Raw genomic sequence first — 14,804 nt, 5'->3', positions numbered from 1 at the left:
GGTGAGGTGCTCGCTGCGCCGGCGCAACCGTCCGTGGCGTCCGTGCCTGCTGAGCCGCCCGGGCCGGCGCCCACGACGCCGGTGCTGCCGGTGGCGGACGGCGGCACCGTCTGGCCGCCCGCCCCGGGCCAGGCGCCCGTCTCCGGCTGGTCGTTCGTCGAGCAGCTCCCGGCGCCCGTGCTCTCCCGGCGGCGGGACCGCAGACTCGTATGGTCCGTCGTCGTCGGGGCCGCTGTCGTCGGCGTGGCCACGAGCCTGGTTCTGACGCTGGTGGTCCACAAGGGGGACGGCCACAAGCCCGCCACGGCCGCCGCCTCCGTCACCCCGACCTCCTCCGCGCGGCCCGGGGTGGTGTCGGAGTCGCCCTCGGACACCGGCTCCCCGTCCCCGTCGGCCTCCGCGCCCCCGGCCGGATACGAGCTGCGCGACGACACCGAGGGCTTCCGGATCGCCGTTCCCGACGGCTGGTCGCGCGCCACCGTCGACTCCTCGTACGGCATGGCCGTGGTCAGCTACCGAAGCCCCGACCGCGAGCACCGGTTGCAGGTCTACCAGGTCGCGGAGGAGTCCCCGGCCGCCTCCCACGAGCTCTACCTCTCCGCCGAGACCCCCAAGCCGGACGGCTTCCGGGAACTCGGCCTGACCGACCTCGGCGACGGCCGCTTCACCGGCTCCCGCCTGGAGTACCTGGCCGGCACGATCAGCGGCGAGCCGGACATCGGCACCTGGCATGTCTTCGACGAGCGGTTCGTCGCGCCGGACGGCAACATCTACGCCGTCGCGTCCTACGGCCCCGACTCCGACGGCCGTGACGACGAGCTGGCCTACCTGACGACCGCGGTGGACTGGTTCTGCCCGCCGGACACGGTCTGCGACACGGATCCCGCCGCGGACTGAGCGCCGGTCCCCCGCCGCCCCCGCCGGTCACATCGTCGTTCATTTAATTTCCGTATTCGCGGAATGTATCCGTGCGCCTATCCACAATTTCTTCAATTGCGCGACGATGGGCATTCTATAGCTTCTCTTCCGGGTGACGTGAATCCCCCGAATGCCCCAAGTCCCGCCCCGGGTCGCGGTCGTTAGGTCACCGTGATGCGATTGGACTGGCGTGCCGCAGAAGATCATCCGACGACCGTGCTCCGCTGGCCCGGCGGTATGGATATCACCTCATGCTCGGACCTGCTCGATGATTTCCTGAAGAGAATCAACGCGATGGAAAATGAATATCGGCGGACGATGGCGGATCTGTACGGAGCGTCCTGAGGCAGGGTGCGGAGGTTTTACCGATGGACGGGATGCAGCATGACGCCGGTCTCTATGACCACACCGGTCTCTACGACCACCCTGGTCTCTACGACCACACGGGTCTTTATGACCCCCACGCGGGTCTCTACGACCACGGCTGGGGCGCCCCGGAGCCGGGTGTCCCTCCGAACGACTGGGACCCGGTCGAGGAACTGGCGCAGATGCTGTCCACACCGACCGGTGTGAGTACGGCTCCCACCCTGCTGGACGTGCCGGCCCCGCGCAGGGGCAGCCGTCGGCGGCCCCGCCAGGAACCCCATCTGCTCGACGGCGGCCGGCGCGTCACGCACATCACGTTCCTGATCGCGACGGTCTCGCTGTGCGCGGTGTGCATGCTGACCTGGTCCGTCTGCTACTCCTACGAGCAGCTGCGCGGGATCGCCTCGTCGGTACTGCCCGCGGGGCTGGCGCAGTACTGGCCGCTGACGGTGTACGGGCCCTGGTTCGTGGCGGCGCTCTCCGTCCTGCGGGCCACCGCTCAGCGCCGCAGTGCACGCCGGTCCTGGTGCGTGGTGCTGGCTGCCTCCGTCCTCGCTGTGGCGTTGTGCGCCAGCCACTCGTCACATGCGCTGTTGTCGTTAGTGATCTTCGGGATTCCGCCGGTGACCGCCCTGGTGTGCTTCTGGGAACTCGTCGGTCAGATCTCGACCAAGAGCAGGCCGCGGCACGCCACGCGCACCGAACCGTCGAGTTCCACGCCGTGAGAGTGGCTTTTGTCCCCTTCCGTCCGACTGTTCAGTGATGCAGCACACTTTCGGCCATCGATTGCGCATGCAATCCGAGAACGAGGGCATGCGCTGACGGTCCCCGAGTGTGACTCCTCTGTCACACAGGGCACTGAACAGGAACGGAAGGCAATACCGATCATGGCGGACCGAAAGGCAGAAGCGACCATCCATGCCGGAGGCGAGTGGCTGGAAGCCGTCTCCGGCGTGACACGCGAGATCATCGACCCCGCGGACGGCCTGCCCTTCGCCGTGGCCGCCGAGGGCGACGAGAAGGACGCGGAGACGGCGGTGGCCGCCGCCCGGCGCGCCTTCGACACCGGCGACTGGCCCCGCACCCCCGTCGCCGAGCGGGCCGCCCTGCTCCGCCGGGTGGCCGACCTGCTCGTACGCGACCGTGAAGAGCTCGGCCTCCTGGAGAGCCGGGACGCGGGCAAGACCGTTGAGGAGGGCCGTGTCGACATCGACTGTGTCGCCGATGCCTTCCGCTACTTCGCCGACCTGGTGGCGGCGGAGGGCGCGGGCCGGGTGGTCGACGCGGGCTCGCCCGACATCCACAGCGTCGTCGTCCACGAGCCCGTCGGCGTCTGCGCCCTGATCACCCCCTGGAACTACCCCCTGCTCCAGGCGAGTTGGAAGATCGCCCCGGCGCTGGCGGCCGGCAACACCTTCGTGATCAAACCGAGTGAGATCACCCCGCTGACGACCGTCGCGCTGGTCGAGTTGCTGGTCGAGGCCGGGCTGCCCGCGGGGGTCGCCAACCTCGTCACCGGCCCCGGGCACAGCGTCGGCGCCCGGCTCGCCGAGCACCCCGACGTCGACCTGGTCTCCTTCACCGGTGGCCTGGTCAGCGGCACCAAGGTCGCCCAGGCGGCCGCCGTGTCCGTCAAGAAGGTCGCCCTCGAACTCGGCGGCAAGAACCCCAACGTCGTCTTCGCCGACGCCTGCGCCACCGAAGAGGGCTTCGACACCGCCGTCGACCAGGCCCTCAACGCCGCCTTCATCCACAGCGGCCAGGTCTGCTCGGCCGGCGCCCGGCTGATCATCGAGGAGCCGCTCAGGGAACGGTTCGTCGCCGAACTCGCCCGCCGGGCCGCCCGGATCCGCCTCGGACGCGGCACCGCGGACGGCGTCGAGTGCGGCCCGCTGGTCTCCGAGCAGCAGCGCGCCAAGACCGAGGCGTATGTGGCGTCGGCGCTCGCGGAGGGCGCGGTGCTGCGCTCGGGCGGCAAGCGCCCCGAACCCTCCGCCGACCGGCCCGCCGCCGGCTACTTCTACGAGCCGACCGTCCTCGACCAGTGCCACCGGGAGATGAAGGTCGTACGCGAGGAGGTCTTCGGGCCGGTCCTCACCGTCGAGACCTTCCGCACCGAGGACGAGGCGGTCGCCCTCGCCAACGACACCGAGTACGGCCTGGCCGGTGCCGTCTGGACCGCCGACGCGGGACGCGCCCGTCGGGTCGCGGGGCGGCTGCGGCACGGCACCGTCTGGATCAACGACTTCCACCCCTACCTCCCGCAGGCGGAGTGGGGCGGCTTCGGAAAGAGCGGAACCGGCCGCGAGCTGGGACCCGCCGGACTCGCCGAGTACCGCGAGACCAAGCACGTCTACCAGAACCTCGCACCGCGCCCGGTGCGCTGGTTCGCCGGCTGAGCCCCACCCGGCCGCCGTCCGCGAGAAGTCGCTACGCGAGGAGCCTCACAGAGGTCTTCGGAAGCCTTTTGGAGCACCCCCCTCATGTCCCACTCCCACATCTACGACTACGTCGTCATAGGCGGCGGAACAGCGGGTTCCGTCATAGCCTCCCGTCTCACCGAGAACCCCGATGTCACGGTCGCCGTGATCGAGGGCGGCCCCAGCGACGTCGGCCGCGACGACGTCCTCACCCTGCGCCGATGGATGGGTCTGCTCGGCGGCGAGCTGGACTACGACTACCCGACCACCGAGCAGCCACGCGGCAACTCGAACATCCGGCACAGCCGGGCCCGCGTCCTCGGCGGCTGCTCGTCCCACAACACGCTCATCGCCTTCAAGCCGCTGCCCTCCGACTGGGACGAGTGGGAGGCGGCCGGCGCCAAGGGCTGGGGCGCGGTCCCGATGGAGGCGTACTACGCCCGCCTCCTCAACAACATCGTCCCGGTCGACGAGAAGGACCGGAACGCCATCGCCCGAGACTTCGTCGACGCGGTGCAGGAGGCGCTGGGCGTCCCGCGCGTGGAGGGCTTCAACGACAAGCCGTTCACCGAGGGCGTCGGCTTCTTCGACCTCGCCTACCACCCCGAGGACAACAAGCGGTCCAGCGCGTCGGTGGCCTACCTCCACCCGGTGATGGACGAGCGGTCCAATCTGACGATCCTGCTGGAGACCTGGGCGTACCGGCTGGAGCTGAACGGCACCCGCGCCGAGGGCGTCCATGTCCGCACCAAGGACGGCGAGGACCTGCTGATACGGGCCCGCAACGAGGTCGTGCTGAGCGCGGGCGCCGTCGACTCCCCGCGTCTGCTGCTCCACTCGGGCATAGGCCCGGCCCAGGATCTCGAAGCGCTCGGCATCCCGGTCGTGCTCGACCTCCCGGGCGTCGGCGAGAACCTCCTCGACCACCCCGAGTCGGTGATCGTCTGGGAGACGAACGGCCCGATCCCCGAGAACTCCGCGATGGACTCCGACGCGGGCCTGTTCGTGCGCCGCGACCCCGATCACGCGGGCCCGGACCTGATGTTCCACTTCTACCAGATCCCGTTCACGGACAACCCGGAGCGACTGGGCTACCGGCGGCCGGAGTTCGGCGTGTCGATGACCCCGAACATCCCCAAGCCCCGCAGCCGCGGCCGCCTGTACCTCACCAGCGCCGACCCGTCCGCGAAGCCCGCGCTGGACTTCCGCTACTTCACCGACGAGGACGACTACGACGGCCGCACTCTCGTCGACGGCATCCGTATCGCCCGGGAGATCGCGAAGACCGAGCCGCTGGCCGGCTGGCTGAAGCGCGAGGTGTGCCCCGGGCCGGAGATCCTGGGCGACGCCGAACTCAGCGAGTACGCCCGCAAGGTCGCGCACACCGTGTACCACCCGGCGGGCACCTGCCGGATGGGCTCGGCAGACGACCAACAGGCCGTGGTGGACCCCGAGTTGCGGATCCGCGGTCTGGACGGAATCCGTGTCGCCGACGCGTCCGTCTTCCCGACCATGCCGGCCGTGAACCCGATGATCGGAGTGCTGATGGTCGGCGAGAGGGCCGTGGACCTACTGAAAGGCGGTGCGTGATGAGTAGTACGACCCCTGTGACGACCCCTGTGACGACCCCTGTGACGACCCCTGTGACGACCTCTGCCGAGACCCCTGTCTTCTCCGTCGACGGTCTGTGGAAGGTCTTCGGTCCGAAGGCCGGACGCGTCCCCGCGGACCCCGAGCTGACCGGGCTCGCTCCCGCCGACCTGCGGTCCCGTACCGGCTGTACGGCCGCCGTCCGCGACGTCTCCTTCGACGTGCGCAAGGGCGAGGTCTTCGTCGTGATGGGCCTGTCGGGTTCCGGGAAGTCGACGCTGGTCCGCTGCCTGACACGCCTCATCGAGCCCACTTCCGGCACGATCGTCATCGACGGCGAGGACGTCCGTGCGATGGACAAGGGCCGACTGCGTGAACTGCGCCGCCACCGTGCGGCGATGGTCTTCCAGCACTTCGGGCTCCTGCCGCACCGGTCCGTCCTCGACAACGTGGCGTACGGCCTGGAGATCCAGGGCGTCGGCAGGTCCGAACGACGCAGGCGGGCCGCCGAAGTCGTCGCCAAGGTCGGCCTGGAGGGCATGGAGCAGCGCCGCCCCGGCCAGCTGTCCGGCGGCCAGCGGCAGCGGGTCGGCCTGGCGCGGGCGCTCGCCGTCGACCCCGAGGTCCTCCTCTTCGACGAGCCGTTCAGTGCGCTCGACCCGCTGATCAGGCGGGACATGCAGGAGGAGGTGGTCCGCCTGCATCAGGAGGAGGGCCGCACGATGGTCTTCATCACCCACGACCTGAACGAGGCGCTCAAGCTCGGCGACCGTATCGCGCTGATGCGGGACGGGCGGGTGGTGCAGCTCGGTACGCCGGAGGAGATCGTCGGTTCCCCGGCCGACGACTACGTCCGCGAGTTCGTGCGGGACGTGCCGCGCGAGCAGGTGCTGACGGTCGGCTCCGCGATGCGGGCGGTCGAGGAGGGCGACTCCGGGACAGGGCCCGTGGTCAGCCCGCGGGCGACGGTCGCCGAGGCGATCGACGTGGTGGCGGGCTCCGGTGTCCCGGCAAGGGTAGTGGAGGGGGAGCGGTGCGTCGGGGTCGTGGACGCGGACGCGTTGCTCGGTGTCGTGGCGAAGGCGGATGCGGGCGGTCGTCCGGCCGCGGGCGGTAGCGGGCCGGTCGCGCCCACGCGGCGGAGCCGCACATCTCAGAGCCCCGCACCCCTGGGTGGAGATCAGCACCGTCCAGTGAAGCCCCCGGCCCCCCGTACCAGTTCGGAGGGCATCTGATGGCGACGATCACTGTCCCGAGCCCCCGCCGAGCAGCCCTGCCCGCCAGCCAGGCCGTACGCAAGCTTCTGGTGCTGGCCATGGCCGCCGCGATCCTCGTCCCCCTCGCCAACTCCCACTGGACCACCTCCGCCTGGCCCCACAACCTCACCGTCGACCTGACCTCACCCCTCACCTCCGCCAGCAACTGGGTCATCGACAACCGCGACACCCACCCCCTCTTCCTGTACTTCCTCGGCTACATCAGCAACGCCGTCGTCCTCACCGTCCGCGCCGTCTACCTCACCCTCCTCGCCGCGGGCTGGCCCGGCGTCACCGTGCTCGCCGCCGTCGTCGCGCACCGCGTCGCCGGTGTCCGGCTCGCCGTCGGTACGGCCGCCGCCTTCCTCGCCTGCGGTGCCCTCGGCATGTGGGTGCCGACGATGCAGACCCTCGCGCTGATGGTCGTGGCCGTCCTCGCGTCCGTCGCCGTCGGCCTCGTCCTCGGCCTCGGTGCCGGTCTCTCCGACCGGCTGAACCGCGCCCTGCGCCCGGTCCTCGACACCATGCAGGTGCTCCCCGCCTTCGCCTATCTTCTCCCCGTCGTCCTGGTCTTCGGGATCGGCGTCCCCGCGGCCGTCCTCGCCACCGTCGTCTACGCGGCCCCGCCCATGGCCAGGCTCACCGCCCTCGGCCTGCGCGGCGCCGACCCCGAGGTCCTGGAGGCTGTGGAGTCACTGGGCGCCACCCGCGGGCAACGGCTGCTGACCGCCCGTATCCCGCTCGCCCGCAAGGAACTCCTGCTCGGCCTCAACCAGACGATCATGATGGCGCTGTCGATGGCGGTCATCGCCTCCGTCATCGGCGCCGGCGGCCTCGGTGACCGCGTCTACCAGGCCCTCGCCTCGGTCGACGTCGGCGCGGCCCTCGCGGCCGGCATCCCGATCGTGCTCCTTGCGGTCGTGCTGGACCGCATCACCGCGGCGGCGGGTGACCGGGGCGACACCCGCCCGTCCCCGGTCGGCCTCCTGTACGCCCTCGCCGCCACCGTGGCCGTGGCCGTCGCCGCCCGTCTCCTCGGCGGCCTCGACTGGCCCGCCGGGTGGACCCTGAACTTCGCCGAACCGGTCAACCGTGCCGTCGACTGGATGACCGCCCATCTGTATTCGGGCGTCCCGGTCGTGGGCGGCACCGCCGACTGGGCGGCCCACTTCACCACCTGGATCCTGGACCCCGTCCGATCGGGCCTGCAGTGGCTGCCCTGGTGGTCGGTGCTGCTCATCGTCGCCGCCCTGGCCTGGCTGATCGGCACCTGGCGCACCGCGCTCACCGCCGTCCTCGCGATGGCCGCGATCGGTGTGCTGGGAGTGTGGGAACCGTCGATGGACACGCTCTCGCAGGTCCTCGCCGCCGTCGCCGTCACCCTCGTGCTCGGCTTCGCGACCGGTATCGCGGCAGCCCGCAGCGACCGCGTCGAACGCGCCCTGCGCCCGGTCCTGGACGTGTTCCAGACCATGCCGCAGTTCGTGTACCTGATCCCGGTCGTCGCCCTGTTCGGCGTCGGCCGCGCCCCGGCCGTGGCGGCCGCCGTCGTCTACGCGTTGCCCGCCGTCGTACGGATCACCGCGCAGGGCCTGCGCCAGGTCGACCCGGCCGCCCTGGAGTCGGCGCGGTCGCTCGGCGCGACCGGCCGTCAGCAGCTCTGGCAGGTCCAACTGCCGCTCGCCCGTCCCGCGTTGCTGCTCGCCGTCAACCAGGGCGTGGTGCTGGTCCTCGCCGTGGTCATCATCGGCGGCCTGGTCGGCGGTGGCGCCCTCGGCTACGACGTCGCCTTCGGTCTCGCCCAGGGCGATCTGGCGACAGGACTGGTGGCCGGTGCCGCCATCGTCTGCCTGGGCCTGATGCTCGACCGGGTCACCCAGCCCACGGAGCGCCGTACGAGGAAGGGAGCATGACCATGCGCCGTACAACCCTGGTGGCCGCCGTCTCCGTGCTCGTCCTCGCGACCGGGTGCGGTGCCGCCGACATGACCAAGCAGGCCTCGCCCTTCGCCAACGCGCAGGGGTCCAGGACCGTGACCCTGTCCGTGCAGTCCTGGGTCGGCGCGCAGTCCAACGTCGCCGTCGCCCAGTACATCCTGGAGCACCGACTCGGCTACCGCGTCGACACCGTACAGGTGGACGAGGTGCCCGCCTGGGACGCGCTCAGCCAGGGACGCGTCGACGCGATCCTGGAGGACTGGGGGCACCCGGACCAGGAGAAGCGGTACGTCGACGACAAGAAGACCATCGGCCGTGCCGGGGACCTCGGAGTCACCGGGCACATCGGGTGGTTCGTGCCGACCTACCTGGTGAAGCAGCACCCCGACATCACGAACTGGAAGAACCTCGACAAGTACGCCTCGCTGTTCCGCACCGCGGAGAGCGGCGGCAAGGGGCAACTCCTCGACGGCTCACCGTCGTACGTCACCAACGACAAGGCGCTGGTGAACAACCTGAAGCTGGACTTCCAGGTCGTCTTCGCCGGTTCCGAGGCCGCGCAGATCACCCAGATCAAGCAGTTCGCCAAGGAGAAGAAGCCCTTCCTGACCTACTGGTACTCGCCCCAGTGGCTGTTCAAGAAGGTACCCATGACGGAGGTGAAGCTCCCGGCGTACAAGGAGGGTTGCGACGCCGACGCGGCCAAGGTCGCCTGCGCCTATCCGCACACACCGCTGCAGAAGTACCTCAACGCGGACTTCGCCAAGAGCGGCGGCAAGGCGGCGGCCTTCCTCAAGAAGTTCAAGTGGACGACCGAGGACCAGGACCAGGTCTCGCTGATGATCGCCGACCAGAAGCTGAGCCCTCAGGAGGCCGCGAAGAAGTGGGTGGACAGCCACCCCTCGGTGTGGAAGAAGTGGCTGCCCTGAGCAGCTCCCGTCAACTCGTTCGAGGTGTCACCCGTCCCGCTGAAAAGCCGGCGACACAGCGGCCATCGCTCGCGCACGGCTCCGCCTTGATCAAGCTGGTGTCTTCTGTGAAGGAGACGCCCACGTGCGAATTTCTGACATTCAACGCTGCGAGGTCCGGCCCGGACGGCTAGTCGAGTGGACGTTCAGCCCGGCGGCCATCGCGGCCGCGACAGCGCTGCCGCCGGATCCGCGGCCGCCGGCGTACATCCAGGAGTCGCACATCAGAACGGCGCGGGCGGTGCGCGAGGGCGGGTTGTTCGTACCGACCTGGCTCGGCACGGCGTTCGACCTGCCGGGCCGGGCTGACCTCGACGCGCTGGAAGAGGCGTTGCGGGGCTGGACGTTGCGTCACGAGACGCTGCGCAGCGGCTTCAGGTGGGCCGGCGACGACATGCACCGGTTCACGCTCGACGAGAACGACGTGGCGCTGCACCGTGAGGTGGTCGGCGACTTCGCCGACGCGGAGGTGCTGAGCCGGTACCTGCAGGACCGGTTCGACGTCGCGGCGGACGCGCTCGGCTGGCCGAACCTCATCTACGCGGCGGTCGTCCGCGACGACTCCACCAGCGTGTACATGGCCTTCGACCACACCAATGTCGACGCCTACTCCCTTCAGGCGCTGCCCGCCGAGATCCACGGGCTGTACACAGCGGGCGTGACGGGGCGGCCCGTCACCGGTAGGCCGGTGGGAAGTTACGTCGACTTCTGCCGGCACGAGCGGGCGAACGCGGACGGGATCGACGACACACACGCGATCGTCGCGCGCTGGCGGGAGTTCATCGGCCGGTGCGACGGAAAGCTTCCGGAGTTCCCCGTCGACCTCGGTCTGCAACCCGGTGGCGCCCTGCCCGCCCAGAAGCTGATCTGCGAGCCGCTCGTCGACGCGGACACCGCCGCCGCCTTCGAGGCGTACTGCCGGCCCTACGGCGGCAGCCTGGTGGGCATCCTGGCCGCGACCAGTCTGATCGTCCACGAGATCGGCGGGGAGCCGGTCTACCGTACGGTCGTGCCGTTCCACACCCGACTGAAGTCCGAATGGTCGGACTCGGTGGGCTGGTACGTCGGCGGCGCACCGATCGAGGTGCCCGCGGCACGGGACTTCGAAGGCGCGCTCGCCGCGGTCCGCGCCGAGTTGCGGGCCAACCGGTCGCTGGCGCGTATTCCGCTGGCCCGCGTACTGCGTCTGCTCGGTGCGGACTTCCGCCCGACCTCGCCCGACATGTACTCGATCGTCTCGTACGTGGATGCCCGCCTCGCCCCCGGCTCGGCGGGCTGGACCGAGACGAAGACGTACGGGCTGATCCGGGTGTCGTACGGCGACCAGGTGTGTGCCTGGGTCAGCCGGTTGCACGAGGGACTGTGGTTCGCCTGCCGCTACCCGGACACCGAGGTCGCCTACAAGAACGTGCGGCGGTATGCCGAGGGACTGCGGGACCTGATTGTCTCCGTGCCGGCGAGCGACGGCATTCGGGCCGCACAGCCGGAATTCCTCTGACCCAACTTCCCTTCTGATACGACCGTATTGGTACCGGCGGCCACGAGTGGTGAACGGCAACCCATTGACCAATACGGTCAATTGGCGTCCGCGTGGTGATTTCGGCGGCCTATATGCCGCATGGGAACACGGATCTTCCGTGCGGCAAGTCGCGTGCGGCTACTGCTAGTGTTTGCGCGGTCACGCTAGGCAATCGGTCTCGATGTACAAGCAAAGAATCGAGGGTTCCATGCGCAAGCTTCAGAAGGTCGTGATCGCGGCGGTGGCGGCGGCCGGCGGCCTGTCCGCCATCGGTGCCGGCACCGCTGTCGCCGACAGCCCCGACAACAACGGGCTGCAGGTGTCCGACCTCTTCCGTCCCTACCAGGAATGCAGTCCGCAGACGGTGGCCGAGAACGACGTCCCGATCGGTGTGCTCGGTCTCGCGGGCACCACGGACACCACCTGCGGCCAGTACAACACCGCTTTCTCGGGGTGACCCTGACATGTTCAACAGGAAGAAGATCGCGGCTCTCTCGGTGCTCGTCGGCGGCCTCGCCGTCACCTGCACCGGCATCACCCAGGCGTATGCCGGAGGGGGCCCGGGGGCCTGCGCCAAAGACGTCCTGGGCAACCTCACCTGCACCCAGCGGTTCAAGGGTGAGCTCCCCGAAGGTGAACTCCCGCCCCATCAGGACACCTGCCAGACAGTGGAGCCCGTGACGGTGCCCGCCGTCCTGGGCAACGGCAGGGCGCGGCTCGGGCCCGAGGTGACCTGTTCCCCCACGACATGGGGATCGAACGGCACCCGCGAGGACCGGCATGCGGCGCAGTGGAGGGCGACGGCCCGAGGCGAAGACGACGCGACATGACCGAGTGTAGATCCTGAATGACTACGAAATGTGTGTATATGCTCACATTGCGTAGTCGAGCCGGGCTGTCCTGCCCGGATAAGAAAGGGTCAAATCATGCGTAAGTTTCAGCGTGCCGCGGTCGTAGCGGCGGCGGTCGCCGGTCTGTCCATCGTCGGTGCCGGGGCCAGCTTCGCCGCCGGTGGCGAGGACGCGGGCCAGGGCGTCACCGCAGTGGCCAACTCGTCGGCCAACGCCGTGGCCGTCGGCAGCGGTTACTACGGCCCGCAGGCGCAGCCGCAGGGTCAGCCGGAGGAGCAGAAGTCCGGTCCCGAGGAGGGCCCCGAGCAGGGCCCCGAGCAGGGTCCCGACCAGGGCCCCGAGCAGGGTTACGGCCAGCAGCAGGGCGGCGAGGGCGAGTAAAGGCGTACCGAGAGCTCGTCCTCTCGGCGCCGGCACGGCGCACAGACCTCCTCCGGAAGCCCGGGGAACATCGCACGAACTCAGGGGTCCGTTCAGCGGCTTGCTGAGCGAGACCCCGCGGCGAAGGCAGCCCGGACGCACCGCTCCCTCGGGGCATGCGTCCGGGCTGCCGCCATCCTGTCGTCGGCGGAGGTCGGCAACGCGCCAGGCGCAGGATGCTCTGTTTCGACCTTCTCGGGCCCGGGCGCACGTCGGCAACGGCGCGCGCCCGGGCCTCTTTTGCAAAGGAAGCAGCACATGATCACTCGGCAGAAGATTGCCACCGTCACGGGGCTCGTCGGGAGTCTCGCAGCGATCTGCGTCGGCGCCGGACACGCGTACGCAGACGGACACTCCAGCGACTGCAAGACCAGCGCGCAGGGTGACACTGTCTGCATTCGCAAGTCGGAGATCCACGCCGACAAGGACGGCACGCAGATCATCAAGCAGACGCAGGACTGCTCGACGACCGACCGGCCGAACGTGGTGTATCCGGAGGGCGGACTGGCCTTCGGTGCCGATTCCACGACCGCTGGGCCCGTTGTGGACTGTTCCAACAGGGCGGAGCTGCCCAAGGGCTTCAAGAAGCCGCACATCGAGTTCTGAGCGCCACTGACGACTCCCTGAGCGCAATTGACAAATCCCGGTGCCCCGGCCGACGGCCGGGGCACCGGGATTTTGTCGTTTCGCCTTACTGGAAGCTGTTGTTGCAGCCCATGTCCGACCCGAGGTGGCTCTGCTGCGCACCCGCGTTGCCCTCGCCGTTCAGCAGGTTGCCGCCCAGGCCGTTGAGGATGCCGACCTCGCCGAGGACATCGGCGTTCAGGTCGTGCGACGTGCAGGTGCTGCTCTGCCGGATGTCGAAGCTGTCGCCCTTGCCCCCGCCCTGGCCGGCGTGGGCGGCGCCGGCACCCAGGAGCCCGATGCTCCCGAGTGCGGCGAAGAGGACGGCAGCCGTGCGTACCTTGTGCATTTCATCTCCGGTGAGGTGAGGTGGAGGCGATCTGTGGAAGATCGGTATCCGTTGACCTGAAGGTTGATACGAAATAACCGAGATAATGCAGCGGCGCGCCGAATTCGATTAAATTTCGATACCTCTGAGGTCTGTCGGCACACACAAATGGTCCCGGCGCCTGCCTGAAGCCCGGCACCGGGACCATTTGCCAACCGACGTTTCCGCGCCGATCAGATTTTCAGAACGCGCTGTTGTTGCAGCCCATGGTGGAGCCGATGTCGGTGGCCTGGGCGCCCGGGTTGCCCTCGCCGTTCAGCGCGTTGCCCAGGAGGCCGTTGAGGACGCCGACCTCACCGAGGACGTCGAGGTTCAGGTCGTGCGACTTGCAGTGAGAGCTCTGTGTGATGTTGAACTTGTCTCCGTGCTCGCCGCCCTTGCCGCCGCCCTGGTCGGCATGGGCCGTGCCGCCGACGAGTCCGATGCTGCCGAGTGCGGCGACCAGGACGGCAACGTTGCGAAGCTTACGCATGTCATCTCCGGGGAGTGAGTGGGTGCGATCTGTGGGAGATCGACTTATTACAGTTACGGGAGATTAGTACGTAATACGCCAAAAACGGCAACGGCGCGCCGCTCCCGTGATCACGAGGTAAAAGCACCCGAAAGCCGTATCGCGTGTGAACGGACCCGTCGATCGCGACTCTCGACAACTCCCCGCCACGCCGCGACGTTTGGCCGTCATCCCTGCTGCGCGTGGGCGAGCGAGTTCGACTGGCTGTTGGCCTGGGAGCAGTCGACACCCCGCGTCTGGGAGGCCGCGAGCAGGGCGACCGGGACGTTCGCGTCGAGCAGGTTCTGCGGGCTGCACTCCTGGGACGGACGGAACATGTTGGTCTGGTTCACCTGGGCGCCCTGTCCCTGTCCCGGCTGCGGGGCCGGCGCGGAAAGCTGCGGGTTGATCTGCGGGTTCAGCTGAGGGTTGATCTGCGGGGCGACCTCGGTGCCCCGCTCCGGGGGCGCCTGCTGCGGGGCCGGCGAGCCGTAGGACTGCGCGGTCGCCTGGGCGTGGGCGGCCGCGGCGGCCTGCGCGTCCGGCTGTGAAACGGGAGGCGGCACAGCCCCGTTGTAGGCGGCGGGAGTGACGGCGGAGCTTGGGGCGGCGCCGACGGCGGTGAGGCCTCCGGCTGCTGCGACGACGAGCGCGACCCTACGAAGCTTGCGCATGGAATTCTCGGCCCTTCATTGACCTGTGCACGGAATCTGATGAAATGCTGATGAGGCAGCGCAGTTGTCGCTGTTCCTGCTGCCCGGTTCGGCTGCGATGACCCATCGTTCTTGCCCCGTGGGGAACGAGATGCGAGCAGGCCCAGAAACGGTCGCCGGGTAGTGGTCACCCATTTGCCGCAGGTGTGTGTGGATGGTGAAGTCCGGCCCGCTGCACGGCAAATGGGTGACGGGCTTTTGGATGCCGTGACCGCGGCCTGGCAATCCTCGTTCCGACGGGGAGAAGACAGCGACCGTGGACCTGAACAGGGCGAGGCAATCGCTGTCGGCTCGGATGCGAAGTCCGCGTGCTTCTCGGAACTACCGCTGCTGGCGGTGCGGTA

Annotated in this window: 16 protein-coding genes; 13 read left to right on the top strand and 3 right to left on the bottom strand. The window is 69.2% G+C overall.

The window, feature by feature from the left end; translation table 11 throughout:
• Positions 1–42: 42 nt before the first annotated feature.
• The 13 genes from ACZ7OO_RS02715 (at position 43) to ACZ7OO_RS02655 (ending at position 12,851) form a co-directional block, all read left to right on the top strand.
• Positions 43–897: a hypothetical protein gene (locus ACZ7OO_RS02715; protein WP_471500780.1), complete on the top strand. Its 855-nt coding sequence runs from the start codon at positions 43–45 to the stop codon at positions 895–897.
• A 201-nt stretch (positions 898–1,098) separates the two neighbouring features.
• Complete coding sequence (locus tag ACZ7OO_RS02710) at positions 1,099–1,263, top strand: hypothetical protein (RefSeq protein WP_352222965.1); 165 nt, start codon at positions 1,099–1,101, stop codon at positions 1,261–1,263.
• A gap of 23 nt (positions 1,264–1,286) precedes the next feature.
• Complete coding sequence (locus ACZ7OO_RS02705; RefSeq protein ID WP_471500778.1) at positions 1,287–2,009, top strand: DUF2637 domain-containing protein; 723 nt, start codon at positions 1,287–1,289, stop codon at positions 2,007–2,009.
• A 162-nt stretch (positions 2,010–2,171) separates the two neighbouring features.
• Complete coding sequence (locus ACZ7OO_RS02700) at positions 2,172–3,683, top strand: aldehyde dehydrogenase family protein (protein ID WP_471500776.1); 1,512 nt, start codon at positions 2,172–2,174, stop codon at positions 3,681–3,683.
• Between the two features lie 84 nt (positions 3,684–3,767).
• A complete protein-coding gene (locus ACZ7OO_RS02695; RefSeq protein ID WP_471500774.1) occupies positions 3,768–5,294 on the top strand; it encodes a GMC family oxidoreductase in 1,527 nt (508 codons plus the stop codon).
• Positions 5,294–6,529, top strand: coding sequence for a quaternary amine ABC transporter ATP-binding protein (locus ACZ7OO_RS02690; protein ID WP_471500772.1), 1,236 nt, complete (start codon positions 5,294–5,296; stop codon positions 6,527–6,529). Before ACZ7OO_RS02695 ends, ACZ7OO_RS02690 begins: the two co-directional genes overlap by 1 nt.
• Positions 6,529–8,463 (top strand): ABC transporter permease, encoded by a 1,935-nt coding sequence (locus tag ACZ7OO_RS02685; protein ID WP_471500770.1) that lies wholly within the window; start codon positions 6,529–6,531, stop codon positions 8,461–8,463. The genes ACZ7OO_RS02690 and ACZ7OO_RS02685 overlap by 1 nt, the downstream gene beginning before the upstream one ends.
• Positions 8,464–8,465: 2 nt before the next feature.
• Positions 8,466–9,416, top strand: a complete 951-nt coding sequence (locus ACZ7OO_RS02680) for an ABC transporter substrate-binding protein (protein ID WP_471500768.1) — start codon at positions 8,466–8,468, stop codon at positions 9,414–9,416.
• 124 nt (positions 9,417–9,540) lie between these two features.
• The gene (locus tag ACZ7OO_RS02675; RefSeq protein WP_471500766.1) at positions 9,541–10,953 is read left to right on the top strand and encodes a condensation domain-containing protein; all 1,413 of its coding nucleotides are present in this window, start codon (positions 9,541–9,543) and stop codon (positions 10,951–10,953) included.
• Between the two features lie 229 nt (positions 10,954–11,182).
• Entirely contained in the window at positions 11,183–11,431 is a 249-nt protein-coding gene (locus tag ACZ7OO_RS02670; RefSeq protein WP_352222957.1) for a hypothetical protein, read from the top strand.
• Between the two features lie 7 nt (positions 11,432–11,438).
• Positions 11,439–11,804, top strand: a complete 366-nt coding sequence (locus ACZ7OO_RS02665) for a hypothetical protein (protein WP_471500764.1) — start codon at positions 11,439–11,441, stop codon at positions 11,802–11,804.
• A 96-nt stretch (positions 11,805–11,900) separates the two neighbouring features.
• On the top strand, positions 11,901–12,206 hold the full coding sequence (locus tag ACZ7OO_RS02660; RefSeq protein WP_471500762.1) for a hypothetical protein: 306 nt from the start codon (positions 11,901–11,903) through the stop codon (positions 12,204–12,206).
• Positions 12,207–12,503: 297 nt separating this feature from the next.
• Positions 12,504–12,851, top strand: a complete 348-nt coding sequence (locus ACZ7OO_RS02655; RefSeq protein ID WP_471500760.1) for a hypothetical protein — start codon at positions 12,504–12,506, stop codon at positions 12,849–12,851.
• Positions 12,852–12,936: 85 nt separating this feature from the next.
• Here the strand turns inward: ACZ7OO_RS02655 and ACZ7OO_RS02650 are convergent, their stop codons facing one another.
• The 3 genes from ACZ7OO_RS02650 to ACZ7OO_RS02640 all read right to left on the bottom strand — a co-directional run bounded on the left by ACZ7OO_RS02650 (position 12,937) and on the right by ACZ7OO_RS02640 (position 14,421).
• Complete coding sequence (locus tag ACZ7OO_RS02650; protein WP_471500758.1) at positions 12,937–13,218, bottom strand: hypothetical protein; 282 nt, start codon at positions 13,216–13,218, stop codon at positions 12,937–12,939.
• Positions 13,219–13,438: 220 nt separating this feature from the next.
• The gene (locus ACZ7OO_RS02645; protein ID WP_471500756.1) at positions 13,439–13,729 is read right to left on the bottom strand and encodes a hypothetical protein; all 291 of its coding nucleotides are present in this window, start codon (positions 13,727–13,729) and stop codon (positions 13,439–13,441) included.
• A 206-nt stretch (positions 13,730–13,935) separates the two neighbouring features.
• Positions 13,936–14,421 (bottom strand): hypothetical protein, encoded by a 486-nt coding sequence (locus tag ACZ7OO_RS02640; RefSeq protein WP_471500754.1) that lies wholly within the window; start codon positions 14,419–14,421, stop codon positions 13,936–13,938.
• Between the last annotated feature and the right edge of the window lie 383 nt (positions 14,422–14,804).

The organism is Streptomyces sp. NPDC111744 (assembly GCF_055634995.1).
Note: the sequence above shows the minus strand (reverse complement) of the source record. Positions and strands in the feature narration are given on the sequence as shown.

What these genes read in the sequence shown, in the direction of transcription:
- ACZ7OO_RS02705 (WP_471500778.1), top strand. Translation starts at nt 1,287, where the DNA reads ATGGACGGGATGCAGCATGACGCCGGTCTCTATGACCACACCGGTCTC.
- ACZ7OO_RS02700 (WP_471500776.1), top strand. Translation starts at nt 2,172, where the DNA reads ATGGCGGACCGAAAGGCAGAAGCGACCATCCATGCCGGAGGCGAGTGG.
- ACZ7OO_RS02695 (WP_471500774.1), top strand. Translation starts at nt 3,768, where the DNA reads ATGTCCCACTCCCACATCTACGACTACGTCGTCATAGGCGGCGGAACA.
- ACZ7OO_RS02690 (WP_471500772.1), top strand. Translation starts at nt 5,294, where the DNA reads ATGAGTAGTACGACCCCTGTGACGACCCCTGTGACGACCCCTGTGACG.
- ACZ7OO_RS02685 (WP_471500770.1), top strand. Translation starts at nt 6,529, where the DNA reads ATGGCGACGATCACTGTCCCGAGCCCCCGCCGAGCAGCCCTGCCCGCC.
- ACZ7OO_RS02680 (WP_471500768.1), top strand. Translation starts at nt 8,466, where the DNA reads ATGCGCCGTACAACCCTGGTGGCCGCCGTCTCCGTGCTCGTCCTCGCG.
- ACZ7OO_RS02670 (WP_352222957.1), top strand. Translation starts at nt 11,183, where the DNA reads ATGCGCAAGCTTCAGAAGGTCGTGATCGCGGCGGTGGCGGCGGCCGGC.
- ACZ7OO_RS02665 (WP_471500764.1), top strand. Translation starts at nt 11,439, where the DNA reads ATGTTCAACAGGAAGAAGATCGCGGCTCTCTCGGTGCTCGTCGGCGGC.
- ACZ7OO_RS02660 (WP_471500762.1), top strand. Translation starts at nt 11,901, where the DNA reads ATGCGTAAGTTTCAGCGTGCCGCGGTCGTAGCGGCGGCGGTCGCCGGT.
- ACZ7OO_RS02655 (WP_471500760.1), top strand. Translation starts at nt 12,504, where the DNA reads ATGATCACTCGGCAGAAGATTGCCACCGTCACGGGGCTCGTCGGGAGT.
- ACZ7OO_RS02650 (WP_471500758.1), bottom strand. Translation starts at nt 13,218, where the DNA reads ATGCACAAGGTACGCACGGCTGCCGTCCTCTTCGCCGCACTCGGGAGC.
- ACZ7OO_RS02645 (WP_471500756.1), bottom strand. Translation starts at nt 13,729, where the DNA reads ATGCGTAAGCTTCGCAACGTTGCCGTCCTGGTCGCCGCACTCGGCAGC.
- ACZ7OO_RS02640 (WP_471500754.1), bottom strand. Translation starts at nt 14,421, where the DNA reads ATGCGCAAGCTTCGTAGGGTCGCGCTCGTCGTCGCAGCAGCCGGAGGC.